The sequence below is a fragment of the Burkholderia pseudomultivorans genome (assembly GCF_001718415.1).
GTDB lineage: Bacteria > Pseudomonadota > Gammaproteobacteria > Burkholderiales > Burkholderiaceae > Burkholderia > Burkholderia pseudomultivorans_A.
This window is the reverse complement of record NZ_CP013377.1, coordinates 960,368-985,331: the sequence shown is the minus strand read 5'-3', so window position 1 is coordinate 985,331 and position 24,964 is coordinate 960,368. Positions and strand designations below refer to the sequence as shown.

At 67.1% G+C, this 24,964-nt stretch carries 22 protein-coding genes; 13 read left to right on the top strand and 9 right to left on the bottom strand.

What is annotated here, in order from left to right; translation table 11 throughout:
* Window positions 1-109: 109 nt before the first annotated feature.
* Window positions 110-1,069 carry an AraC family transcriptional regulator gene (locus WS57_RS04135; protein WP_069244336.1) on the bottom strand — a complete coding sequence of 320 codons (960 nt, stop codon included), beginning with the start codon at window positions 1,067-1,069 and terminating at the stop codon, window positions 110-112.
* A 274-nt stretch (window positions 1,070-1,343) separates the two neighbouring features.
* Window positions 1,344-2,291: a 2-dehydropantoate 2-reductase gene (panE, locus tag WS57_RS04130; RefSeq protein WP_069243784.1), complete on the bottom strand. Its 948-nt coding sequence runs from the start codon at window positions 2,289-2,291 to the stop codon at window positions 1,344-1,346.
* A 251-nt stretch (window positions 2,292-2,542) separates the two neighbouring features.
* Between panE and WS57_RS04125 the strand changes: the two genes are divergently transcribed.
* A complete protein-coding gene (locus WS57_RS04125) occupies window positions 2,543-4,096 on the top strand; it encodes a methyl-accepting chemotaxis protein (RefSeq protein ID WP_009693147.1) in 1,554 nt (517 codons plus the stop codon).
* 43 nt (window positions 4,097-4,139) lie between these two features.
* On the opposite strand, the gene WS57_RS04120 is transcribed toward WS57_RS04125, so the two are convergent.
* Window positions 4,140-4,838 carry a response regulator transcription factor gene (locus WS57_RS04120; RefSeq protein ID WP_069244335.1) on the bottom strand — a complete coding sequence of 233 codons (699 nt, stop codon included), beginning with the start codon at window positions 4,836-4,838 and terminating at the stop codon, window positions 4,140-4,142.
* A 370-nt stretch (window positions 4,839-5,208) separates the two neighbouring features.
* Between WS57_RS04120 and WS57_RS04115 the strand changes: the two genes are divergently transcribed.
* Entirely contained in the window at window positions 5,209-5,697 is a 489-nt protein-coding gene (locus WS57_RS04115; protein WP_059512504.1) for a hypothetical protein, read from the top strand.
* Window positions 5,698-5,739: 42 nt separating this feature from the next.
* Here the strand turns inward: WS57_RS04115 and WS57_RS04110 are convergent, their stop codons facing one another.
* The 6 genes from WS57_RS04110 to WS57_RS04090 all read right to left on the bottom strand — a co-directional run bounded on the left by WS57_RS04110 (window position 5,740) and on the right by WS57_RS04090 (window position 11,223).
* Complete coding sequence (locus WS57_RS04110; protein WP_420481035.1) at window positions 5,740-7,101, bottom strand: sigma 54-interacting transcriptional regulator; 1,362 nt, start codon at window positions 7,099-7,101, stop codon at window positions 5,740-5,742.
* Between the two features lie 167 nt (window positions 7,102-7,268).
* Window positions 7,269-7,853, bottom strand: coding sequence for a hypothetical protein (locus WS57_RS04105; protein WP_009694110.1), 585 nt, complete (start codon window positions 7,851-7,853; stop codon window positions 7,269-7,271).
* A 154-nt stretch (window positions 7,854-8,007) separates the two neighbouring features.
* A complete protein-coding gene (locus WS57_RS04100; protein ID WP_059601255.1) occupies window positions 8,008-9,795 on the bottom strand; it encodes a hypothetical protein in 1,788 nt (595 codons plus the stop codon).
* Window positions 9,796-9,839: 44 nt separating this feature from the next.
* A complete protein-coding gene (locus WS57_RS04095) occupies window positions 9,840-10,124 on the bottom strand; it encodes a hypothetical protein (protein WP_009692983.1) in 285 nt (94 codons plus the stop codon).
* Window positions 10,125-10,197: 73 nt separating this feature from the next.
* Entirely contained in the window at window positions 10,198-10,785 is a 588-nt protein-coding gene (locus WS57_RS35405) for a hypothetical protein (RefSeq protein WP_081056651.1), read from the bottom strand.
* Window positions 10,786-10,896: 111 nt separating this feature from the next.
* A complete protein-coding gene (locus WS57_RS04090) occupies window positions 10,897-11,223 on the bottom strand; it encodes a hypothetical protein (protein ID WP_009692981.1) in 327 nt (108 codons plus the stop codon).
* A 1,924-nt stretch (window positions 11,224-13,147) separates the two neighbouring features.
* Here WS57_RS04090 and WS57_RS37910 point away from each other — a divergent pair.
* The 11 genes from WS57_RS37910 to WS57_RS04040 all read left to right on the top strand — a co-directional run bounded on the left by WS57_RS37910 (window position 13,148) and on the right by WS57_RS04040 (window position 24,952).
* The gene (locus WS57_RS37910) at window positions 13,148-13,372 is read left to right on the top strand and encodes a hypothetical protein (protein WP_155640399.1); all 225 of its coding nucleotides are present in this window, start codon (window positions 13,148-13,150) and stop codon (window positions 13,370-13,372) included.
* On the top strand, window positions 13,365-14,372 hold the full coding sequence (locus tag WS57_RS04085; RefSeq protein WP_059601254.1) for a UDP-glucuronic acid decarboxylase family protein: 1,008 nt from the start codon (window positions 13,365-13,367) through the stop codon (window positions 14,370-14,372). Before WS57_RS37910 ends, WS57_RS04085 begins: the two co-directional genes overlap by 8 nt.
* Window positions 14,369-15,358, top strand: coding sequence for a UDP-glucose 4-epimerase GalE (galE, locus tag WS57_RS04080; protein ID WP_009692977.1), 990 nt, complete (start codon window positions 14,369-14,371; stop codon window positions 15,356-15,358). Before WS57_RS04085 ends, galE begins: the two co-directional genes overlap by 4 nt.
* 38 nt (window positions 15,359-15,396) lie before the next feature.
* The gene (locus WS57_RS04075) at window positions 15,397-16,800 is read left to right on the top strand and encodes a UDP-glucose dehydrogenase family protein (RefSeq protein ID WP_069243782.1); all 1,404 of its coding nucleotides are present in this window, start codon (window positions 15,397-15,399) and stop codon (window positions 16,798-16,800) included.
* A gap of 17 nt (window positions 16,801-16,817) precedes the next feature.
* Window positions 16,818-19,460, top strand: coding sequence for a glycosyltransferase (locus tag WS57_RS04070; protein ID WP_069243781.1), 2,643 nt, complete (start codon window positions 16,818-16,820; stop codon window positions 19,458-19,460).
* Window positions 19,461-19,550: 90 nt separating this feature from the next.
* Window positions 19,551-20,294 carry an IclR family transcriptional regulator gene (locus tag WS57_RS04065; protein ID WP_009692974.1) on the top strand — a complete coding sequence of 248 codons (744 nt, stop codon included), beginning with the start codon at window positions 19,551-19,553 and terminating at the stop codon, window positions 20,292-20,294.
* 125 nt (window positions 20,295-20,419) lie between these two features.
* The gene (locus tag WS57_RS04060) at window positions 20,420-21,472 is read left to right on the top strand and encodes a cyclase family protein (RefSeq protein WP_009692973.1); all 1,053 of its coding nucleotides are present in this window, start codon (window positions 20,420-20,422) and stop codon (window positions 21,470-21,472) included.
* A 50-nt stretch (window positions 21,473-21,522) separates the two neighbouring features.
* Window positions 21,523-22,224, top strand: a complete 702-nt coding sequence (locus tag WS57_RS04055) for an SDR family oxidoreductase (protein ID WP_009692972.1) — start codon at window positions 21,523-21,525, stop codon at window positions 22,222-22,224.
* A 2-nt stretch (window positions 22,225-22,226) separates the two neighbouring features.
* The gene (locus WS57_RS04050) at window positions 22,227-23,210 is read left to right on the top strand and encodes a 3-hydroxyacyl-CoA dehydrogenase (protein WP_059601251.1); all 984 of its coding nucleotides are present in this window, start codon (window positions 22,227-22,229) and stop codon (window positions 23,208-23,210) included.
* A 58-nt stretch (window positions 23,211-23,268) separates the two neighbouring features.
* Window positions 23,269-24,597 carry a short-chain fatty acid transporter gene (locus WS57_RS04045; RefSeq protein WP_009692970.1) on the top strand — a complete coding sequence of 443 codons (1,329 nt, stop codon included), beginning with the start codon at window positions 23,269-23,271 and terminating at the stop codon, window positions 24,595-24,597.
* A 58-nt stretch (window positions 24,598-24,655) separates the two neighbouring features.
* A complete protein-coding gene (locus WS57_RS04040) occupies window positions 24,656-24,952 on the top strand; it encodes a YciI family protein (RefSeq protein ID WP_040131273.1) in 297 nt (98 codons plus the stop codon).
* The last annotated feature ends 12 nt before the right edge of the window (window positions 24,953-24,964 follow it).

The window sequence follows — 24,964 nt, the reverse complement described above, 5'->3', positions numbered from 1 at the left end:
AGTTATGTATGCGGCTTTTTCGGGGTTGAGCGAGCCCGTCGCGTCGTGGACGGCGCGATCGGCGGGTTGAAACGGCAGGAAAAAAATCAGGCGGGCCGCAGCCCCGCGATCATCCGGGCTGCGGGGCGAGTCCGGGCACGCCGGGCGTCACCACGCGCGGCGGGCGCGGATTGCCGGTCGGCGCGGCATGCAGCGCCAGTTCGCGGCTGCGCGCGTTCAGGCGCTGCAGCGCGCGAAATTCCGACGGCGTCATCCCCTTCACCGCGCGGAACTGGCGGTTGAAGTTCGACACGTTGTTGAAGCCGGACTGGAAGCAGATGTCGGTGATGTTCGCGTGGTCGGCGAGCAGCATCTGGCAGGCGGCCTCGATCCGCAACCGGTTCACGTACTGCACGAACGGCAGGCCGGTATGGCGATGGAACGCGCGCGAGAACGCGCTGACGCTCTGCCCGGTCAGCTGCGCGAGATCGGATTCGCGCAGCTCCGACGCGAGATTCTTGCCGATATACGACAGCGCGTGGCTGAGCCGCGTCGGCGTGACGTCGGCCTGGTCATACGCAGGGCTCGCGAGCAGCGTGCGCTCGGCCGCCACGCAAAGCCGTTCGAGGATCGCCATGAACAGCGCGATGCGGCGCATCCCGCGCGCCGCCAGCAACTCGTCGAACAGCGGTGCGATCGCGGCGCTCGTCGCCGCATCGAAGCCGACGCCGCGCCGCGCATCGTCGAGCAGCGCCTGTGCGTCGCGGCATTCGGGAAACGCGTCCATGCAGCGGCGCACGAACGCGGGATCGAACTGGATTACCAGATTGCGGCGCTCGACGGTCTCGCCTTCGGCCATGTCGCTGACCCAGTTGTGCGGCAGGTTCGGGCCGAGCAGCACGAGATGGCCGGGGCCGAACGAGCCGATGTGGTCGCCGACGAAGTACTTGCCGTGCGTCGCGACGATCAGGTGCAGTTCGAACTCGGGATGGAAGTGCCAGCGGATCGTGCGATACGGGTAGCCGTGCGACCAGACCTTGAACGACTCGTCGCGTCGCACTTCGACCACTTCCAGATCGGGGTGCATCATCGTTGGCGTCTCCATTCCGATGTCTCGCTGGCCGGCCTGTTCGGCTTTTCGCTCGTCCGCCGCCGGATTCCACCTGTTTCGCGCGGCGACACGGACCGGTCGCATGGGAAACAATGTAGGTCGATCGCGCGCGCGGCTCCACCAACTTTACGCCTGATTTTCGATACTTTTTTGCACTTTCCGGCGGGGAATGGCGGCGGGCGGCAAATTTGTGCAATGCGGAAAGCGGCGGGCGTCCGCCGACATGAGCGGACGCCCGTCGCTCCTCATGGGGTCACGCGGCCGAGCTTTCGCGCGCAACGCGCGTCTCGTAAGTCTTCAGATGGTTGTAGGCGATCCGCAGCAGCGACAGCGTGTCGCCCGCCTGCGGATCGCGCCGCGCGAGCAGGTCGCCGATCACGTGATCGGCCTCGACGCGTGCGCGGTTCTCGACGTCGCGCAGCATCGACGCGGTGAGCGGCGACGGCGTCAGCACCATCCGCTGCATCCGTTCGATTGCGGCGGGATCGGGCCGGTAGCCATTGTGCGCGGCGATCGCGCTGCACTCGTCGAGCATCGTCTCGAGCAGGCGGCGACCGTCCGGCGCGGCGAGAATGTCGCCCACCGAGCCGCGCAACAGCGACGTACTCGCGGCGAGCGTCGCGAGGAACACCCACTTGTCCCACATCCGGGCGGCAATGTCGTCGCTGAGCGTCGCATCGAAGCCCGCGCCGCCGAGCACGCCGGCCAGCGCGCGCACGCGCGGCGACTCGCCGCCCGCGAGCTCGCCGAAGGTCACGCCGTGCGTGTCGTTCAGGTGCACGATGCGCTGCTCGCGATCGAGCGTCGCCGCGATCACGCACAACCCGCCGAGCACCTGCGCGGCGCCGAAGCGCTCGCGCAGCACGTCGAGATGACGCATGCCGTTGAGCATCGGCAGGATCAGCGTCTGCGGCCCGACGAATGGCGCGAACGACGCGACCGCGTCGTCGAGGCTGTATGCCTTGCAGCTCAGCAGCACGAGATCGAACGGCGCGACGCCGGCGCCCGCGTCGCCCGCGCGCACGGTCTGCACGTTCGCCAGCGTCAGGTCGCCGTGCGGGCTGCGGATCACGAGCCCGTCGCGCGCGAGCGCGGCCGCGCGCGCTTCGCGCACGAGAAACGTCACGTCGCGCCCCGCCGCCGCCAGCCGGCCGCCAAAGTACCCGCCGACCGCGCCGGCGCCCACTACCAGAATTCGCATCGTTGCCTCCTTTCGGCTTTGTTCGGCGCGCCCGAGCGGGCGAGCAGCGCCAGTGCGCCGACAGTATAGCGAGCCGCCTTATGTATATGCACAGACAACCCCGCGCGCGTCGCCGGCTTTCGCGCCGCGCGGGCCGGCCGCCGAGTCGACTAAGGGATTTCCCGCCTGCGGCCGCGCTCGTTGCGCGCCGTCAAACACTTATCCCGTCACGCCGTTATGGCGAGCCTGTTCGACCGACCGACCCTGACACCATGCGCACTCTTACCCTGAATCAGAAACTCGCCTCGATGATCGTCATCCTGTGGCTCGGCCTGCTCGTGATCGCCGGGCTCGGCGCGTGGCAGACGCGCGCGTCGATGATCGACGACCGCCGCGACCAGCTTGCCGCGCTGGTCGCGCAGGCGACGAGCGTCGCCGACCGCTACTACAAGCTGTCGCAGCAGAACGCGATGTCCGAAGCCGACGCAAAGCAGAAGGCGCTGGACGCAATCGCCGCGATGCGCTACGGCACGGACGGCTACATCTCGATCAACGATTCGAAGCCGGTGATCGTGATGCATCCGATCAAGACCGAGCTGAACGGCAAGGACGTGTCGAATTTCGCGGATCCGAACGGCAAGCACCTGTTCGTCGAGATCGTGAAGGCCGGCAACGCCGCGGGCGGCAAGGGCTTCGTCGAATATCTGTGGCCGAAGCCGGGCGCCGACAAGCCGCAGGACAAGACCAGCGCCGTGCAGCGTTTCGCGCCCTGGGACTGGTATCTCGTCACCGGCATGTACATGGACGACGTGCGCTCGGCCGTGCTCGCGAGCATCGGCCGCTGGCTCGCGATGACGGCCGTGCTCGGCGCGATCGCCACCGCCGTGATGGTGCTCGTGCTGAAGAGCGTGCGCGCGAACCTCGGCGGCGAGCTCGAGACCGCGCTCGAAGCCGCGCAGCGCATCGCGCAGGGCGACCTGACCGCGCGCGTCGACGTGAAGCACGACGATCGCGGCAGCCTGATGCACGCGCTGCACACGATGCAGGGCGGGCTGATCGACATGGTGTCGCGCGTGCGGACCGGCACCGAGAACATCAACGTCGGCGCGAGCGAGATCGCGTCCGGCAACACGGACCTGTCGCAGCGCACCGAGGAACAGGCGGCCGCGCTCGTGCAGACGGCGTCGAGCATGGACCAGATGACCGCGAACGTGAAGCAGAACGCGGACAGCGCCGCGCAGGCCGCGTCGCTCGCGGGCCAGGCCGCGCAGGTGGCCACGCGCGGCAGCGCGGTCGTCGACGACGTCGTACGCACGATGAACGAGATTACCGACCGCTCGCACAAGATCGGCGACATCATCGGCGTGATCGACGGCATCGCGTTCCAGACCAATATCCTCGCGCTCAATGCGGCCGTCGAAGCCGCGCGCGCGGGCGAACAGGGCCGCGGCTTCGCGGTGGTGGCGGCCGAGGTCCGTTCGCTCGCACAACGCTCGGCGACGGCCGCGAAGGAGATCAAGTCGCTGATCGTGTCGTCGAACGAGACCGTCGAGCACGGCGCGACGCTCGTCACGCATGCGGGCGAGACGATGGCGGAGATCGTGCAGTCGGTGCGCCGCGTCAACGAGATCCTCGACGAGATCAGCCACGCGTCGCGCGAGCAAAGCGCCGGCATCGAACAGGTCAATCGCGCGGTGGGCGAGATGGATCAGGTCACGCAGCAGAACGCGGCGCTCGTCGAGCAGGCCGCGGCCGCCGCGCATTCGCTGCGCGACCAGGCCGAGGCGCTGCGCGACGCGGTCACGCGCTTCGCGCTGCCGGCCTGACCGGCCGGCTCCGGCGCGCGCGGCGCAGCGCCGCCGCCGCGCCTCACTCGTCGGGCCGCGGCACGTGGCGTGCGCTCGCCCGCGCGTTGCCGGAACGAACGGGCACGAGCCCCAGCCCGAGCCCCGCCGCATGCTGGACCAGCTCGACGTCGTTGCTGACGCCGAGCTTCTTCATCGCGCTGATCTTCTGCGCGCTGACCGTCTGCTTGCCCTTGTTGAGCCGCTCCGCGATCGTCTTGATCGGAACGCCGGCCAGATAGAGCCGGATCACCTCGATTTCGCGCGCCGACAGCTTCGCGGGCTCGCCTTCGCAGGACGACTCGATCGCGCGCCTGACGAGCGGCGACAGATAGCGCCCGCCGCTGTAGCCCGAATGGATCGCGGTGACGATATGGCCGACTTCGTCGAACTTGCTGACGATGCTCACGCCGCCATACGCGAGTATCGAGCGCAGGATCACCGGGCTTTCGTCCGAGACCAGCGCGACGATCCCGACGTCCGGACGCGTGCGGCGCAGCCATTCGAACAGCGCGATGCCGTCGAAGCGCCGGTCGCCGCGCATCGCATAATCCGCCAGCACGACGTCGCAGTCGACAGCGCCGAACGACGCGATCAGTTCGGGCGTCGTCGAATAGACGCCGACGAGTTCGATCGCGGACCCGCTGGCCGCGATATGCTCCATGCCGGCCAGCGTCAACGGCCAGTCATATGCGAAAACGGTGCGAACACTGAATTTCCCCATGCGCAGTCCCATGTGTTGCGCCGGGCGCGTGCGGAAAACGCGAACGCCCGGCCGGATTGGTGCCGAATTCCCTCTCGGGCTATTTTTAGCCCGACGGTCATTCTATGAAGCTGCTCGCGACCGCGATATCGGACGAGCACGCGATCGGCGCGCCAGGAGCTAATACGAGTTTGATATTTGCGCCGGTTCGATCGGACGACGGCGTCCGGCATCGTCCGGTCGGCCGACGAGAGGCGCGGCCGCGGGCCGGACGGCGCATCAGCAGGTAAAATTGCGGCCTTTGATGCCATCCCGGGCGACCGGCGGCGGGCAGCCGGCGCGGGCGCGCGCGGCGCCCCGCTGCGCGGCCGCCGCTCACGCCGCTTCATCCATGACCGAATCCGACCTCCCCTCCGACGACACCCGCATCCACGAAGACGGCCTCTGGCGCGACAACGGCTGGACCGCCCGCATCATCAAGAACGAGGACGACGACGGCTGGGCCGTCGAAATGATCAAGGACGGCGAAGCCGAGCCTGCGCTGGTCGGGCCGTGGACGATGGGCCGCGACAAGAAGAACCCGAAGCCGATGGACGCGAACGCGTTCCGCACGCTCGTGAAGACCGCGACCGAAGTGCTGATGCGGCACGAGCAGCAGCGGCGCGCGATGCTGCACAAGCAGGTGACGGTGTGGGCCGGCGAGCAGGAAGTGTCGGTGACGCTCGACATCGTGCCCGACGAAATCGAGCCGTATGCCGAGCTCAAGGCGTTCGACACGTACGGCGAACTGCTCGCCGATGCGAAGGTATCGGCCGCGTTCAAGCTCAACAAGGCGAGCGCCGGCCGCTGGGTCGAATCGGGATTCGCGCGGCCGGCCTGACGCCCGTTCGTGCGCAGGGCCGCCCCGCAGCGGCTGCGCGCGTCAGCCGTGCAGCCCGTGCGCGGTCATCAGGCGGTACAGCGTCGCGCGCGAAATGCCGAGTTCCGCCGCGACGTCCGCGTGCTGGTGGCGATGGCGCATCAGCGTTTCCTCGATCGCGCGCCGCTCGGCCTGCCGGCGCGCTTCGGCGAGCGTATGCGGCTGGCGCGACGTGTACTGGTTCAGTTCCAGGTCGGCCGCCGAGATCATCGGGCCGTTCGTCATCACGACCGCGAAGCGGATCCGGTTGATCAGCTCGCGCACATTGCCGGGCCATCCGTAGTTGTGGATCGCCTCGACCGCGCACGGCATGAAGCCGCGGATCCGGTGCGAGCTGTCGCCGCGATACCGCTGCAGCACGTGATCGGCGAGCAGCATGATGTCGCGGCCGCGCGTGCGCAGCGGCGGCTCGTCGATGCGCAGCACGCACAGGCGGTAATAGAGATCGGCGCGGAACCGCCCTGCCCGCATCGCTGCATCGAGATCGACGTGGGTCGCCGACACGATCCGCACGTCCACCGGAATCGATGCGTGCGCACCGAGCCGCTCGATCGTCCCCTCCTGCAGGAAGCGCAGCAGGCTCGCCTGGCTCTCGAACGGCATGTCGCCGATTTCGTCGAGAAACAGCGTGCCGCCGTGCGCGGCCTCGATGCGGCCGATCTTGCGCTGATGCGCGCCGGTAAACGCGCCGCGTTCGTAGCCGAACAGTTCCGCCTGCAGCAGCGTCGGCGGAATGGCCGCGCAGTTGACCGCGATGAACGGCGCGTCGGCGCGTGCCGAGTGCTGGTGGATCGCGGCGGCCGTCAGCTCCTTGCCGGTGCCGGACTCGCCGGCGACGAACACGGTCGCATCGGTGTTCGCGACCTTGCGGATCGTCGCGAACAGCCGGCGCATCGCGTCGCACGAGCCGATCATCGCATCGCCGGGCGACACGGCCTCGTCGGCCGGATCGCACTCCGACAGCTTCAGCATCCCGTACGCATGCCCGACGAGATAGCCGATCGTCGTGTAGGCCGTCGCGCTGCGCACGTAGTCGAAGCAGCACTGCCGGACCAGCCGGCAGACGGCGATCTCCTTCAGCCGCTCGTCGTCGGCCAGCGCGACCCAGCCGACGCGCGGGTCGCGCAGCAACGCCTCGAAGGCCGCGACGTCGGGCGACGCGAAGCCGCCGAAATCGACGACGCCCGCGTACAGGCGATTCGCGCGCACGAAATTCAATGCGTCCGCAACGGTCCTGGCGCGCCACACTTCCCAGCCGCGCGCGGCGAGGCAGTCGACGAGCGCCGGGTCGTGGCGCTGCGCCAGATAGACGAGCGGCCGCGACGGCGCCGCCTGGTTGCGCCGCACGGCGACGAACGGCGGCAGGCATGCGTCGCCGTCGGCGTCCTGCTGGCCGGACAGTCTGATCGAACAACACTGGTTCACGATGGCCTCGTCGCGTGCGGGAATCGGGAAGGCCGGCTGCGCGAGAGGCGCGGGCTCGTAGTCCCGCCGCGCGACGCCGGCATGTCCGCAGATTGAAGGTTCGCTATCTATCGACAGAAGATGACGCGCTGCGTGTAGACCTGCGGCTCGACGACCGGCTGCGCGGACCGGTTGATGTCATGCTGGTAAGTCCGGTAGGTCTTGCCGTTCACCGTCACTTCGGCGGCGCGCGCGGTCTCGATGGTATTGAGCCCGGCGCTCTGCCAGTCGCTTACCGTGCTCGACGCCGATACGCTCGATTCGCCCGCGATCCGTTGCGTGATGGCGCCGCTGTCTGCCCACGGCTGCGTCTGCATGTCTTCGGCATGCTGCATCGCGCCGACCGTCTTGCCCGTCGAAACCGGCCCGTTCTGCGCGGCGAACGGCGCGCCGCGTCCGTAGACCGGCGACTGCCAGGACGGCGCGTGTCCGGCCTCGGGCACCATGTAGATCACCTGCGGATCGCCGACCATCATCATCGGCACGCACGCGGTGTTGTCCGCGCGGTTGAGCGTCGTCAGCGCCTGCTGAACGCTCGCGGCATTCGCAAGGGTCTGTTCGCTCAGGATCACGAAGACCGCCGGGTTCTGAAAAACTGCCTGCGCAGCGGCTTGCGCGCTATACAGCAGCAGAGCGACCAAAAAGATCCTCATGATTGAGGCCTCCTTGCATCCTCGTCAGGCAAAAAGAGGTGTTGACCTCGGGGATGGGACCAACACCCGTCAAACAGGAACGATCGTCATGCGGCAGGTCCGCGCAGCCTGCGTGCGACCGGCATGCCGGCCGCACGCAGCGCGGACCCGTTGCTTACGACGACGTGCTCGTCGACACGGCCACCGGCATCGGCGCGGCCGGCACTGCCGGTGCGGCCTGCTGGTCGACTGCGGCCGGCGCCGCGTCCTTCGCCGGATCGGACACGGCCGGCATGTCGGCGGCCTGGGCCGCCGGTGCGGGCGCGGGTTCGGCTGCAACCGGCGTGTCGGCAGCGGGCGGCGCGGCTTCCGGCGCCGGTGCGGCTGCGGCCTGCGCGGCAGGCTCCGCCATCGGCTGCGCGGGTTCCGCCGCCTTCGCGTCGACGACAGGCGCGGGCGCGGCGGCTTCGGCAGCCGGCGGGGCGACGTCGGCCGGCGCTTGCGCGGCTTCCGGCAGCTTCGCTTCGACGGCCGGCACGGCGACGACCGGTGCGGCCGGCATCGTGTCGGCCATTGCCGGCGCGGCCTCCGGCAGCTTCGTGTCGACGGCCGGCGCGGCAGCGGCTTGCGCGGCGGTGTCGGTCTTGGCCGGTGCGGGCTCCGGCGTCTTCGCGTCGGCGACCGGGGCGGCGGGCTCCGGCGTCTTCGCATCGGCGACCGGGGCGGCGGGCTCGGGCGTCTTCGCGTCGGCGACCGGGGCGGCAGGCTCAGGCGTCTTCGCATCGGCGACCGGGGCGGCAGGCTCCGGCGTCTTCGCATCGGCGACCGGGGCGGCAGGCTCCGGCGTCTTCGCATCGGCGACCGGTGCGGCGGGCGTCGGCGTCGCCTTGTCGATCACGGCCGGTGCGGCCACGACCGCGGCGGCGGGCAACGCGCTGACCGCGGTCTGCGCGGCGGACGGCGCGGCAGCCGCGACCGGCGCAGCAGCAGCCGGGATCGCGGCGGCAGCCTGCGCAACCTTCGCGACGGCGGCGGCCGGCGCAGGGCTGGCGGCAACCGGCGCGGCGACCGGCGCAGCGATGGGTGCGGCGACCGGCGTCGGCACCGGGACCGGGACCGGGACCGGCGCCGATATTGGCGCAGCCTGCACCGCGGTCGTCGCCACCGGGCGCGTCTGCACGGCGGCAGCCGGCGCGGCCGCGTCGAGCGGCGGCAGCCCCATGCGGCTGCGCACCAGCGGATCGCGATACTTCACGTCGTCGGCAACGGTCGCCTCGGCGGAGGGCGCCACGTTCGAACGTGCAAGCGGTGCGGTCGTGCCCGGGCACAGGTGCCCGGTCGCCTCGACCGCGCGCCGGTTCGCATCGCTCTGGCAGAGCAGCGCGAGCGCGACATCGGTCAGGCCCATCGCGCGGAATTCGCGCGCGTCGAGACGACGCACGCAGGCCTGGTCGACGAGCGTCGTGCCGCCCGTCGCGCCGAACCCCGGAAACGACACGCCGACGCTCACCGAGCCCATGCAGGTATCGGACAGCGTGGTCGTGAGGCCCGGCGCCTGGATGGCGGGGTTCGTCTTGATCGTCTGCGTGCCCGAATAATTGACGTTCTCGGCCGACTGGGTGTTGTACGGGCTGGTGCCGGGTGCGCCCGCCGCGAGCGTCCCGGTGCCTTGCGGTTGAACGTTCGAGCCACCGCTCGTGGAAGACGGCATCGTCACGTTGACCTGCACGCTCGAATTGCCGCTGCCGCGGACCCCGCTGCTGCTGGTGGCATTGCCGCCGCGCGAGCTGGTGGTGTTCGTATTCGTGTTCGAGCTCATGCTCGAGCCGCCACCCTGGCTGATTGCCGTCGACGAAGTCGACGACTGCGAGCTGGAGCTCGAGTCGGCGGTTTGCGCGTGGGCACCGATGGTGGTCATCGCGAACATCGCCGCGCACGCCACCCTGATCTTGTTGCTGTTCATTTCACTCTCCGGACGAGGTTTGACCTCCCACCCAGGCAACCGTACTAATTCCCCTGAATTCCTTCAGCTTTTCCTGCTTCCCCGAACTGCTTCCAGCCGCTGCCCAGCTGGGACCACGAGTTGTCCGACACGCCCTGCCACCACTGCAGGGAATCCGGTGCGCCGATGGCACTGCCCGAAGAAAGCGTTTGTTGTTGTGACGGTTTGGTTGTCTGGTCAGGGTTGTTTGACGTCTGCATATTCGATTGCACGTCGTCGGCAGCACGGTCAGCGCCATACGCCGTCAGGGACGCGAGCATCAGAGCGGCGGCAATCAGTTTCTGCTTCATGCCAACTCCTTACGTGACAACAATGCGGGGAAAGAGACCAGCGTCGCTGGGAAACTGGCCCCTCCCACGCCTGCTAATGACTGCTTCCGGTTGCGTTGGAACTGCTCTGGCTTGCGCCCGATGCGGACGGCGAGCCAGCGGAACCGGTACTCCATGCGGTCGACGAATTGGTGTGGTTCGAACCCGCGATTGCGCCCGAGCCGCCGCTGCCCGACCAGCCGGCCGCACCCGCATTGGCATTTCCCTGGTCGTTCGCGCTCGTGGCCGTGTAGTGGTTCGCGCCGAGTACGATCGTGGCACTTACCCCTCCCGACAAAGCATTCGCGTTCTCGCTCGTGTTGCTGTTTCCGCCGTACGAACCTGCGGCACCGATACCGCCGCCTGCTGCAAACGCGCCTCCGTTCGTGCCCGAACCGCTGGCCGTCGAAGTCGTGTTGTGAGAGGCGGACGCCGTACCGACGGAACCAGACGGTGTCACAGTGCTTCCCGCACTCGCACCCGCTGTCGAAGTCGAATTGCTCGTATAGCTGCCGGAACCGACCAGCACCGAGCCAGACACGCCTGCGGCAACAGATTGAGTCTGGTTGGTGGTCGAACCGGCTGCCCATACGACCGACGAAATGGCGGTGAGCGCTGTCGCAAAAATGATGTTGGCTTTCATAGCAATTCCTTGCTGTGAGGAAGTTCGGCGGGAGCGGGCCGGTTCCGCCCGTATCGGGCGGAACCGGCATCCGTACCCCGCCAGCCAATGACGAACGCTACGCGCCGTGGCTTAGTGGTGCGACGTCGTCCAGCCGATCGAGCCGGCATCCGCACCGCTTTCGCCACCGGCCTTCGAACCGCCGAAGCCGAAGCCACCCACCGTCGACGTGTTGGTATGGCTCGTGTACGAGACCGAGCTGCTGCTGCCCTTGCCGGCGGTTGCGCCAGCTGCGCCGAGTGCCGCGCCGGAATCGGTGGCGGTGAAGACGCCGAACCCGACGACGCCAGCCGACGTACCGCCACCGCTCGACGAGCTGCTCGACGACACCGTGCCGCTGCCGGCGAACGCTGCACCCGACACCGCCAGAACTGCTGCTGCAATCAGAAGCTTCTTCATGGTCGACTCCAAAACGGCGTGGACGGAATAAGCAGGGAAGATCGCACGCCAACAATCTTCCTGCTTCGAGCAATCCCTTTTGTTAGGATCACTACTTTAAAAAACGACATCCTGATTCTTTAAATCTGCTCATGCAATTTTGGTCAGCCGAAGTGTAGTTTTGTGTTTTTCAGTTGTCCAAATTTTCTTCCTAGGTGTTTTCTATTACTTTTATGAACATTTACCATTCCACATAAATTCCTTAATTCACGCATCTGAATCGATTCGATCAATCGCTCCGGCATCGATATACGACGCTTACCACGGCGGCATGCCAATAATCGACACCCACGCGACAGAAAGTAAAATGCGCGAATATATTGCTCACTGCGAATGCGAAACCGGAGTCAATACTCGATTCGATCCGGCGATGACGGCTCCGCATTGCAGTCAGGTGGCATGGCGTCTCCCTGAGCTATCGATGAAAGGTCTTCCAGGTAATTCCGGCGACGGGATTCGATCTACTCCGGCCGGCGCCGGCAACGGCCCGACGCGATCGAAACCGCTCTGCACTGTCGAAGACGAATCGGTGTCAGGCTGCACGGCATGAACAGCCCGACCCATCCGGGTGAACAGAATGAAAACTGGCGCAACCGGCGCCCGATTGCCGCATCGAGCGACAACCGCCCCGGGACGCGGAACCCGTGAGACCCGCAAGGAGAGACCCGCGAGGCTGGCACCGCATCGCGAGACACACCCCGATCTTTCGGACTTCCCCACCGCTGCGCAAATATCGCGCGGATCAAGCCACTGCCTTTGGTTTTCATCGCCGTTTCCCCGACTGGCTTATTGACGAGCTGGTCGCCCCACTCTTTATCGCGTCGCATCGACCGCTCGCCGGTGCGTCCAGTACCGCAAACGGCGTGCCATGCGTTATTCCACCGGGCGCTGGACGCCGTCTGCCGCCGTCGGGCCGGGCCACCTCGCCTCAAATGTTATTTTTTGTTTCAGGAATGTATCGCAATAGCGGCCGGGTCCCCGCGCCCATCGTTGAGCGCCGCGAAACAATGCCATCAAAGGCCTGAGAAATCCGGATACGGGCCTGCGCCGGCCGCTCGCTTGAACAAGTGTTTCAAACTTGAGATGCGGGCCTCGGCAGGTACGCGCCGGCGCCCGCGGTTCGATCGGCGAACCGCCCGCTGCGGCACGGGCGACGGGCGGCCGACGCCCGAACCCTTCGGTCCCGTCCGGCACGACGCCGGATTGCGGAAAGCCGCCGCGCCGGCATCGATACGTTTACGATACCCGCGCATTTCGACGGTCCGCACGCAATTGATTCATTCGTGAAAATACGACTCGATCACTCGACGATCGCTGTCGTCGTAAATGCACGAAACCGGAAAATCAACGCATCGGCCAACACGCTTTCATCCGACGCGCACCGTCCTTCCTGAACGACGACGTCGAACTTCAAGGATCCGGCGCATCGGCATTGCGATCCATCCGCGGCTCGCTGGACTCGCGTATTCGGTGCCTTTCACTGCCCGGATTCCTTGCGCATGCATCGACGCCCGATACAACGCAGAAACATTTTTCAGGCCGATAACGAAAAAATTCTCAAACCTGAAACATCCGTATTCGATGCTTTTCGCTCGCTGCATAATCCGCCCCGCCTTGAATGGCCGCGCATTGCATCGCCTCGATTCGCGCGCATTCGCGATTCGGCCGTCGGGCTCGTCTGTCCCCACGATACACGCATGAAACACCGGCCCGCATGGTCTTCTGCACATCGCATGCACGCTGTCGCGATCGCGCACGGCCGCAGCGGGACTGCGAGGTCGCTGGCATGCCGATTGCCTTATGTCCGGTTCAAGCGAACGGCAAGCCACGATGCGAAGAAGACGGGTGGCGACCGTTCGTCCATAAGCCAGTCGGGGAAGCGGCGATGAAAGCCATCAGCGATCGAGCGACGTTCGCGTCGTTCAAGCATCAACGGGGAAGTCAGCGCAACCGGAGTGCCTGTCGGGGCGCTTCGTCGACATCAGCACAGGTGGACCGGCGCGTGCCGAAACGATGCCCTTGCAGCGGGATGGCCGTCGTTCGCGCGCTCGTCGAGCAACTCGATATCGGATTCCTGACGATGTGCGACGAAGGAGAAGACCATGAATGACAGGGTTGCGATCGAGACACGCGCCGGCCAGCGCATGCTCGTGACAGGCGGTGCAGGGTTTCTCGGCAGCTACGTATGTGAACGTCTCGTGATGGAGGGCGCGCATGTCGTCTGCGTCGACAACCTGCTCACGGGCCGCAAGCTCAACGTCGCCGACCTCAAGGCGTCGGGCCGCTTCGAGTTCCTGAAGGCCGACGTATCGCTCGGGCTGCCGCAGATCCAGGTAGACGAGATCTGGAACCTGGCGTGCGCGGCCTCGCCGCCCACCTACCAGATCGATCCCGTCCACACGATGATGACCAACGTGCTCGGGATGAACCACTGCCTTGCGCTCGCGCGCAAGACCGGCGCGCGCGTGTTCCAGGCGTCGACCAGCGAGATCTACGGCGACCCGGGCGTGCATCCGCAGATGGAAACCTACCGCGGCAATGTCAGCACGATCGGCCCGCGCGCGTGCTACGACGAGGGCAAGCGCGCCGCCGAAACGCTCTGCTACGACTACTACCGCGCGCACGGCATCGACGTGCGGGTCGCGCGCATCTTCAATACCTACGGGCCGCGAATGTCGCCGCGCGACGGTCGCGTGATATCGAACTTCATCGTCGGCGCACTGAACGGCGAACCGCTCGAGGTCTACGGCGACGGCCGGCAGACGCGCTCGTTCTGCTACGTCACCGACCTGATCGACGGATTCTTCTGCCTGATGGGCGCCGCGCGCAATGTCGGCACGCCGGTCAATATCGGCAACCCGGTCGAATTCACGATGCTCGAGCTCGCGCAGAAGATCATCGCGATGACGGAATCGAAATCGGAGATCGTGTTCCGGCCGCTGCCGATCGACGATCCGCACCAGCGCCGGCCCGACATCTCGATCGCCGCGACCGAGCTCGGCTGGCGGCCGTACATCGATCTCGACGAAGGCCTGCGGCGCACCGCCGACTATTTCAGCCGCGAGCTGTGGATTGCGCCGGCACTGCAGACGACCGGAGCGAGCGCATGAAAGTATTCGTCACGGGCGGAGCCGGCTATATCGGCAGCCATACATGCAAGGCGCTCGCCGCCGCGGGGCACGAGCCGATCGCGTACGACAACCTGTCGACCGGCCACCGCGACGCGGTCCGATGGGGGCCGCTCGTCGTCGCCGACATTCTCGACGGCGACGCGCTCGCCGGTGCGCTGGCCGCGCACCGGCCCGACGTCGTGATCCATTTCGCGGCGCTCGCCTATGTGGGCGAATCGGTGCTCGTGCCGGACCGGTATTACACGGTCAACGTGACGGGCACCTGCACGCTGCTGAATGCGATGCGCGAGGCCGGCGTCGGGCGGATCGTGATGTCGTCGTCGTGCGCGACCTACGGGATTCCGGACGCGCTGCCGATCTCCGAGCGCACGCCGCAGCAGCCGATCAACCCGTACGGCTTCACGAAGTATGCGATGGAGCGGATGGCCGCGGATTTCGAGCGCGCGTACGGGCTCAAGTGGGTCGCGCTGCGCTACTTCAACGCGGCGGGCGCCGACCCGGACGGCGAGATCGGCGAGCATCACGAGCCTGAGACGCACGCGCTGCCGCTCGCGATTCGCGCAGCGCTCGGCACGGGCCACGCGTTCCAGGTGATGGGCATCGACTATCCGACGCCGGACGGCTCGGCCATTCGCGACTACGTGCACGTCAGCGATCTCGCCGACGCGCACGTGAGGGCGACCGCCTACCTGAACCGCGGCGGCAACAGCGTCGCGCTGAATCTCGGCACCGGCAACGGCACGTCGGTGCTCGAAGCGATACGCGCAGTCGAAACCGTGACCGGCCGACGCGTGCCGACCGTGACGGCGACACGTCGCCCCGGCGACCCGCCCGCGCTGTACGCGGACGCGACCAAGGCCGAGCTCGTACTCGGCTGGCAGCCGCGCTTCACCGCGATCGAGCGGATGGTCGAACACGCCGCAACATGGTTCCGGAAAGAACTGCAACTCGCATCGATTCAGTAAACGCGCAAGCGTCGTTGAAATTCGTCAAGGGGGTAACCATGAATGTGCGGATCGCCATCGTCGGCACGGGCTACGTCGGGCTGGTCAGCGGCGCGTGCTTCGCGGATCTCGGGCACGACGTCGTCTGCATCGACAATAATCGCAGCAAGATCGCTGCGTTGAACGACGGCTGCATGCCGATCTACGAGCCGGGCCTCGACCTCGTCGTCGCGCGCAACGTCAAGCGCGGCACGCTGCGCTTCAGCAGCGACCTGGCATCGAGCGTGCGCGATCGCGACGCGGTGTTCATCGCGGTCGGCACGCCGACGCTGCCGGGCACCGATCGCGCCGATCTGCAGTACGTCGAGGCGGCCGCACGGGAAATCGCATCGAACCTGAACGGCTTTACGGTCGTCGTCACCAAGTCGACGGTGCCGGTCGGCACCAACCGCATCGTCAAGCGCATCGTCGAGCGCTGCGCGCCGGCCGGCCTCGACACCGCGATCGCGTCGAATCCGGAATTCCTGCGCGAAGGCTCGGCAATCGACGATTTCATGCATCCTGACCGCGTCGTGTTCGGCGCCGAGCATCCGCGCGCGATCGAGATCATGAACGCGATCTACGCTCCGCTCGCGGCCGCAGGGCATCTCGTGCTCGCGACCGAGATCGAGACGGCGGAGCTGGTCAAGTACGCGGCCAATGCGTTCCTCGCCGTGAAGATCAGCTACATCAACGAGATCTCCGATCTGTGCGAGGCGGTCGGCGCCGACGTCGAGCTGGTCGCGAACGGCATGGGCCTCGACCGGCGCATCGGCGCGTCGTTCCTGAAAGCCGGCCCGGGCTGGGGCGGCTCGTGCTTTCCGAAGGACACGCGCGCGCTGAAGGCGACGGCTTCCGAATACGCGGTGCCGCTGCGCATCGTCAGCGCGGCGATCGAATCGAATGCGCGGCGCAAGGAGCAGATCCTCCATCGCATCGAGAATGCATGCGGCGGCTCGATCAAGGGCAAGCGCATCGCCGTGCTCGGGCTGACGTTCAAGGGGCAGACCGACGACGTGCGCGAAAGCCCGAGCATCGACGTGATCCAGCTGCTGGTGGGCGCCGGCGCGCATGTTCGCGCGTACGATCCCGCGCGCCCGCACGAGGCGACGCGCCTGCTGCCGCAGGTGTTCATGGAAGGCTCGGCGGTCGATGCGGTGCGCAGCGCGGACGCCGTGGTCGTGATGACCGAATGGAAAACCTTCGAGGCGCTCGACCTCGCCGACCTCGCGGATCACATGGCCGATCCGGTCATGCTCGACATGCGCAACCTGTTCGACGAACGGCATGCGGTCGACAGCGGCTTTCGCCGCTACGAACGCGTGGGCCGCTCGTGCGGCGAACGCGCACAAGCCCAACCCGTTTCCGACGACCTTCCGGCTGCGCCGCAGCCTGCTTCAAAGCTGATGATCGACTCGCACTGATTGTTGAGGAGAGCACCATGAAGAAGCTGGTTGCATCGCTCGCCGGCGGCCCCGAGGCCGAGACCGGCGACGCCGGGGCCGCGCCCGCCGACACGCTGCGGCGGGAAGCCCCGCTGCTGGTCCCGCTGATGGACAGCGGCACCAAGGTCATCTTTCAGATCCTGGCGCTGTGCTGGTTCGTGGCGCTGGGGATCTTCTGGCGATGGTGGCTGCGCGACGAACACTATGTCGATGCGTTCCGCTTCGGCGTCAACGGCTTTGTGCTGTTCTGGACGACCTTCATTCCCGGCTACTTCATCTTCATCATCCGCTCGGCGGTGGTCCCGAATCCCGAGATCGCCGTGCCGCGCGACTGGCGCGTCGCGATGGTCGTCACCAAGGCGCCGTCGGAGCCGTTTGCGATCGTGCGCACGACGCTGCTCGCCATGCTCGACCAGACCTACCCGCACGACACCTGGCTCGCCGACGAAGACCCGACGCCCGAAACCCTCGAATGGTGCCGGCAGCACGGCGTGCGCGTGTCGACGCGGCGCGGCGTCGCCGATTACCACCGCACGAGCTGGCCGCGCCGGACGCGATGCAAGGAAGGCAATCTCGCGTATTTCTACGACATGTACGGCTACGACAACTACGACTTCGTGTCGCAGCTCGACGCCGATCACGTGCCGACCCGCACGTATCTCGAGGAGATGCTGCGGCCGTTCGTCGATCCGGCCGTCGGCTACGTGTCGGCGCCGAGCATCTGCGACAGCAATGCCGCCGAAAGCTGGAGCGCGCGCGGCCGCGTGAACGTCGAGGGGCCGCTGCACGGCACGATGCAGGCGGGCTACGCGGGCGGGCTCGCGCCGCTGTGCATCGGCTCGCACTATGCGGTGCGCTGCCGCGCGCTGCGTGAAATCGGCGGCCTCGGCCCCGAACTCGCCGAGGATCACTCGACCACGATGATCTTCAACGCGAAGGGCTGGCGCGGCATGCACGCGCTGAATGCGATCGCGAACGGCGAAGGACCGCGCACCTTCGCCGATCTCGCGACGCAGGAATTCCAGTGGTCGAAAAGCGTGATGATCATCATGCTGCGTTACACGCGGCACTATTTCGGCGGGCTGCCGCTGAAGCTGAAGGCGCAGTTCCTGTTCTGCCAGCTCTGGTATCCGCTGTGCGCGCTCGCGATGGCCGGCAGCGTCGTGATCCCGGTCGTCGCGCTGCTGACCGGCCGCGTGTGGGCGCATGTCGACTACCTGTCGTACCTGACGTATGCGCTGCCGCTCGCCGTGCTGATCCTGTGCGTCGTCACCTGGGCGACGCACGCGACGCAGTCGTGTCGCCCGCTGAATACGAAGCTGCTGTCGTGGGAAGGACTGTCGTTCGTGTTCGCCCGCTGGCCGTGGGTCGTGCTCGGCTGCGCGTCGGCGATCGTCGACTGCCTGCGCGGCAAGGAATTCGCGTTCAAGGTCACGCCGAAAGGCGGCGCGATCGAGCAGGACGCGCCGCTGCGCGTGGTCGCGCCGTATCTGCTGATCTCGATGTTCTGCAGCGTGCCGGTGGTCGCGGTCGAGAATGCGCACAACGCTGCCGGGTTCTATCTGTTCTCGACGCTGACGAGCATCCTGTACCTGGTGATCGCGGCCGTCGTCGCGGTCAATCACGGCAAGGAGCAGGGCCTTGCCGCTTCGACGCTCGCGCAGATGTTCTTCAGCCGTCTGCCGGTACGCAATGCGCTGTTCGTGTTTGCGCTCGCGATGCTGCTCGCCGGCATCGGCCTGCGCGCGCCGCAAGGCTGGCGGGCCGTGACGTGGCGCTCCGACGTGCCCGAGCTGCTCGCGCCCGCGCCGGGACAGCGGGTCAAGCAGCCGGCGCTCGGCGCATACGATCCCGACAGCACGTTCTCGGCGGACGCGAACCTGGCCTTCGATCATGTGTTCGTGTCGTGGAATGCGCCCGACCTCGACACGCAGATCGATCGCGCGTACCGCGACGCGCAGGCCCGCCACCGCTCGCTGATGGTGACGGTCGAGCCGTGGGCGCTCGACGGCAGCCGCAAGGGTGCGCTGCTCGACGATATCGCGCAGGGCCGCTACGACGCGCGCATCGCGGCGACCTGCTCGGCGCTCGCCGCGTTGCAGGCGCCGGTGTTCGTGCGCTGGGGCCACGAGATGGAGACCGATACCGGGCGCTATCCGTGGGCGATCGGCGACGCGTCGGGCTATGTCGATGCATACCGGCGCGTCGTGACGGCCTGCCGTGCGATGACCGACAAGCTGCGCTTCGTCTGGTCGCCTGCGGGCAACCGGAACCTCGACGACTACTTCCCGGGCCGCGGCTATGCGGACGTGATCGGCCTGTCGGTGTTCGATTGCCCGCGCTGCGCGGTCTGGCCGGCCGGCGGCCGCTCGTCCGCCGCGAGCGTGCTGCGGGTCAAGTACGCGCGCGTGGCCGACTACGGGCTGCCGGTGATGGTGACGGAACTCGGCGTCGACGGCTCGGACGCGCGCAAGCGCGACGAACTCGACGAATTCCAGCGATCGCTGTGGCGCTATCCGCTGCTGAAGGCGGTGCTCTATTTCAACGCGGTCGATACGCCCGGTGCGTGGCCCGCGCACTACGTGCCGGACTGGCGGATCGAGCCGGCGTTTTTGCCGGCGGAGGTGGTCGCGAAATAGACGACGGGGCCGCAGCACGCGGCCCCTTCCGCTAGGTGTTTACACGTAAGCGTATTGTCAGAGCATTATCGATATGCTGATAATGTTCTCATGGATGTGAAAACCGCAGTGCGCGTCTTCGACGTGATCAACCTCTTTGCCGAAGTCCGGCAGCCAATGATCTACAGCGAGATTGCGCGTCGAACCGAGATCCCGCTATCGAGCTGCCATGCGCTGCTGCAGACGATGGTGGCCAAGGGCTATCTCTACGCACCGGGCGTCAAGGCCGGCTATTACCCGACCCAGCGCCTGCTGCATGTCGCGCGGGACATCTGCAGCGAGGATCCGCTGACGCTGATGTTCCAGCCGCTGCTTTGCGCGCTGCGCGACGCGACCGGCGAAACGGCCGCGCTCGCCACGCTGGCGGGCAATCGCGTCGTCTATCTCGATGTCGTGGAATCGCGCCAGAAAATCCGCTACAGCGACGAGCCAGGCGGCTTCATGTCCGTCGCGAGCGCGGCCGGCAAGGCGCTGCTCGGCGCACTTGCGCCCGCCGCGCGGCGCAGGCTGCTCGACAGCTGCGAACCGCTGACGGTTGCGCCCGGCGGCTCGTTCGTGAATCGCGAGACGTTCGAACGCGACATCGAGCAGGGCGTGATCGACGGCTGGCACCGCTCGACCGGGGAAAGCGTCGAGGATGTGGCCGGCCTCGCGCGCGGCTTCCTGATTCATGGCGAGGCCTTCGCGCTCGTCATCGGCGCGCCCAAGGCGCGCCTTCTGAAGCACGAGCAGCAAGCGGTGCAGGCGCTGCTCGACGTTTATGCACAAATCCCGCCGTCGTTGCTGGCAGCCTGACGGCGCGCGCAACGTTCGTCGGGAGCGATCCAGATCGGCACGGCGGGTACGGCAGCGGCAGCATGGCTGAACGGTAACGGGACTCATGCTGCACGTTGTCCGCGCCGGATATCGAGGGACTGCGCATGCGTTGGAAGAATCGGCCGGAAGGCTCGAACTGGGGCGACTTCGGCCCTGACGATCAGTTGGGCCGCCCGAACCTCATCGGCGCGGAACAGGTGCTCAAGGGCGCGCGCGAAATCCGTGCGGGCCTGAGCTTCACGCTGTCGCTGCCGCTCGACTTCCCCGGCGACAGCAAGCTCAACGTGCGCCGCCATCCGCCGGTGCTGCGCCCGACGATGCGCGACGGCCTGCCCTATGTGAACTTCCCGTTCGCGCGCAACGTGCCGGGCGCCACCGATGTGGTGAGCGACGACCAGGTGCTGCTGTCGCTGCAATACTCGACGCAATGGGACTCGCTGGCGCACGTGGGCGCCCGCTTCGATGCCGACGGCGACGGGCTGGCCGAAAGCGTCTACTACAACGGCTATCGCGCAGACCACGACATCGTCGGGCCGATGCAGTACCGGGCGGAAAGCGGCTTCGCGCCGCACGCCTGCGGTAGCGAGCACAGCCGCGCGAGCGCACTCGGCATCGAAAATCTCGCGGTAAAAGGAATGCAGGGCCGTGGCGTGCTGATCGACTTCGTCGCGCATTTCGGGCGCGAATGCCGCACGATCGGCTACGACGATCTGATGCAGGTCATGCATGCGGACAACGTCATCGTCGAGCCCGGCGACATGCTCGTGCTGCGCACGGGCTTCGCCGAAATGGTCCTGGAGATGAATCGCGAGCCCGACGAAGCCGTGCTCGCGAGCCATTGCAGCGCACTCGACGGCCGCGATGCGCGGCTGCTGCAGTGGATTACCGATTCGGGCATCGCCGCGCTTGCCGCGGACAACTATGCGGTCGAACGCTACCCGGCGCGCGAGCCGGACACGCCGGGCGAGCATCCGCTGTTGCCGCTGCATCACCACTGCCTGTTCAAGCTGGGCTTGCCGCTCGGCGAGCTGTGGTATCTGCGCGAACTCGCCGCATGGATGCGCGCACACGGGCGGTCGCGCTTCATGCTGACCGCCCCGCCGCTGCGGCTGCCGGGCGCGATGGGCTCTCCCGTTACGCCGGTCGCGACCGTGTGAGCGCGGTCCGCACACGGTCACTTTCAGGTCTTTCCATCAGGATTCCAGACATGATCAAAGAACGTGTCCTGATCACCGGCGGCCATGCCGGCATCGGCGCGGCGTGCGCCGCACGCTGCGAGGCGGACGGTTATGAAGCGGTCGTCATCGATCGCGACGGCGACGGCATCGTCGCCGATCTCTCCGACCCGCGGGCGACGGCGGCAGCGCTCGAGCGCGCACTTGCCGGCGGCCCGATCACGCGCCTCATCAATAATGTGGGCGTCGTCTGCCCTGCTGACGCCGAGCACCAGACGCTCGACGAGCTCGAACACGCATGGGCGCTCAACGTGCGCTGCGCGCAGCAGTGCATGCAGGCGCTGCTGCCGGGCATGAAGGCCGCGGGCTTCGGGCGCATCGTCAACATGTCGTCGCGCGCGGCGCTCGGCAAGGAGCTGCGCACCGCATACTCGGCCACCAAGGCGGCGCTCATCGGCATGACGCGCGTATGGGCGCTGGAGCTGGGCCCGTTCGGCGTGACCGCGAACGCAATCGGCCCCGGTCCCATCCGCACCGCGCTGTTCGATCGCGCCAATCCGCCCGACGCACCGCGCACGCGGGCCATCATCGATGCGGTGCCCGTCAAACGCGTCGGCACGCCGGACGACATCGCGCACGCCGCGTCATATCTGCTCGATGCGCGCAGCGGCTTCGTCACGGGTCAGGTGCTGTATGTGTGCGGCGGGTTGACCGTCGGCGTCGCGGGTATCTGACGATGCCGCCCGTCGATCGTCCAGAAGCCGGCCCGGATGACCGTCCTCGCGCCGGCATCGTCGGTGCAGGAAGCATCGGCATCGCGTTCGCGCTGGTGTTTGCGCGCGCCGGCTGGCGCGTACGGCTGTTCGACCCCGATCCGGCGCGACGCGCGGCGGCGTCGGCCGAAATCGCGTCGCGCCTGGCCGACCTCGCGCACTTCGCGCTGCTCGACGAAAGCGCGGACTGCATCGCCGCGCGTATCGCGCTCGTCGACTCGCTCGAAGCCGCCGCAGCCGATGCCGATCTCGTACAGGAATGCGCGCCCGAACGCGTCGAACTCAAGCGCGCCCTCTTCGCGCAGCTCGACCGTACCGCGCCTGCGCACGCGATCCTCGCGAGCGCATCGTCGTTTCTCTGCGTGTCGGCGTTCGTCGACGAAACCGTCGCGGGCCGCGCGCGCTGCGTCGTCGCGCACCCGGGCAATCCGCCCTACCTGATACCCGTGATCGAGATCGTGCCCGCCGCCTTCACGGCCGAGCACGCCACCGCACGCGCGATTGCGCTTTACGAAGCAGCGGGGCTGACGCCCGTTCGCGTGAAGAAGGAAATCGCCGGCTTTATCTTCAACCGGCTGCAGGGCGCAGTGTTGCGCGAAGCGTATTGCCTCGTGCGCGACGGCGTCGCGTCGATCGACGATATCGACACGGTGATGCGCGACGGGCTCGCGCCGCGCTGGTCGGTGACCGGCCCGTTCGAGACGGTCGACCTGAACACGCGCGGCGGGATCGCATCGCATGCGCAGAAGATGGGGCCGTCCTACGAGCGCATGGGTGCCGAGCGCGGCCAGTCCGATCCATGGACGCCCGACCTCGTCGCACGCGTGACCGCCGCGCGGCGCGCGGCGCTACCGCTCGATCAATGGGACGTGCGCGTCGCCTGGCGCGACCGTCGGCTCATGCATCTCGCGCGGCATCGCAAGGCCGCCGCATCCGACGACGACTGATCGACCGGTACGCCATCGGGGAATCCCAGAACAATCACGACACAACGGAGACAAAGCCATGCAGAGATTGACCGCCTTCTTCACCGAGCTGATGCGCCGGTACTTGCCCGACCCGTTCGTGTTCGCGATCGGCCTTACGCTGCTGACGATGGTGCTGGCCGTGGTCGTGCAAGGCCAGGCCGTGACCGCGCTCGCGACGAGCTGGGGCAAGGGCTTCTGGACGCTGCTCGCGTTCACGACGCAGATGGCCGTGATTCTCGCGATGGGCTACGTGCTCGCAACCGCGCCGCTCGTCGACCGCTTCCTGGATCGCATCGTCTCGCACGTGAATTCGCCACGCATGGCCATCGTCGTCGCGACGCTGGTGGGCGGCATCGGCAGCTGGCTGAACTGGGGATTCGGACTCGTGGTGGGCGGCATCGTCGCGCGCAAGCTCGCGCTGCGCGTGCGAGGCGTGCACCATCCGCTCATCATCGCGTCGGCATACAGCGGCTTCACGCTCTATGGCCTCGGCCTTTCCGCAAGCATTCCCGTGCTGATCTCGACGAAGGGCCATCCGCTCGAAGCGCAGATGGGCGTCATTCCGCTGTCCGAAACGATTTTCTCGCCTGCGATGCTGATGACGAGCCTCGCGACCATCGTCACGCTGCCGTTGCTGAATGCGTGGCTGCATCCGAAGCCGGGCCAGCCGGTGAAGGAAATCGACCGCACGCGCGAAGCCGCGCCCGCGGAAGCCGCGCCCGCGCTCGACCTCGACGAGGGCGACACGCTCGCCAACCGCCTGAATCACAGCCGCGTGCTGAGCTACCTGATCGGCGCGATCGGCATGGGCTACGTGGCGCTGCACTTCGTGCAGGGCGGCTCGATCGACCTGAATCTCATCAACTTCTTCATCCTGTTCCTCGGCATTCTGCTGCTCGGCACGCCGATCCGCTATGTCGAGAAGCTCAACGAGGGCATCCGCACGATCGGCGGCATCATCCTGCAGTATCCGTTCTATGCCGGCATCATGGCGATCATGGCGTCGTCGGGACTCGTCGAGACGCTGTCCGCCGCATTCGTCAAGATCGCGACGCCCGACACGCTGCCGTTCTGGGGGCTGGTCAGCTCGTTCGTGATCAACTTCTTCGCACCGTCGGCAGGCGGCCACTGGGTCATCCAGGGGCCGTTCATGATCGAAGCAGCCAAGACGATCGGCGCGTCCGTCGGCCATACCTCCACCGCCGTCATGCTCGGCAATGCATGGAACGATCTCGTGCAGCCGTTCTGGATCCTGCCGGCACTCGCGCTGTCGAAACTCAAGCTCAAGGACATCATGGGCTATACGGTCATCATGATGTTCTGGGTCGGCATCGTCTATTCGGTGGCGATCCTCGCATGGCGCTGAGCGCGGCGCATCACGTCGCGCCGCGCGCGCCCGGACAAATCACCGAACGAGGCATGCAATGCCGTTTCTGATCGAAACTTTCGACAAGCCCGATCATGGCCATGTCCGCGCGCGCGAACGCGACGCGCACCTTGCTTTTCTCGCGCGGCACCGCGCGCTGCTGCTTGCCTGCGGCGCCAAGCTCGACGACGACGGGGCCGCGGCGAGCGGCGGCATCTATATCGTCGACGTGGACACACGGGAAGCGGCGGAACGCTTCATTGCCGCAGACCCGTTCTCGCTCGCGGGACTGTTCGAGCGCGTCGCCATCGTGCGCTGGCGCAAGGCGTATCTGAACGGTGTCTGCCATCTCTGAGCGCGGCCGCGC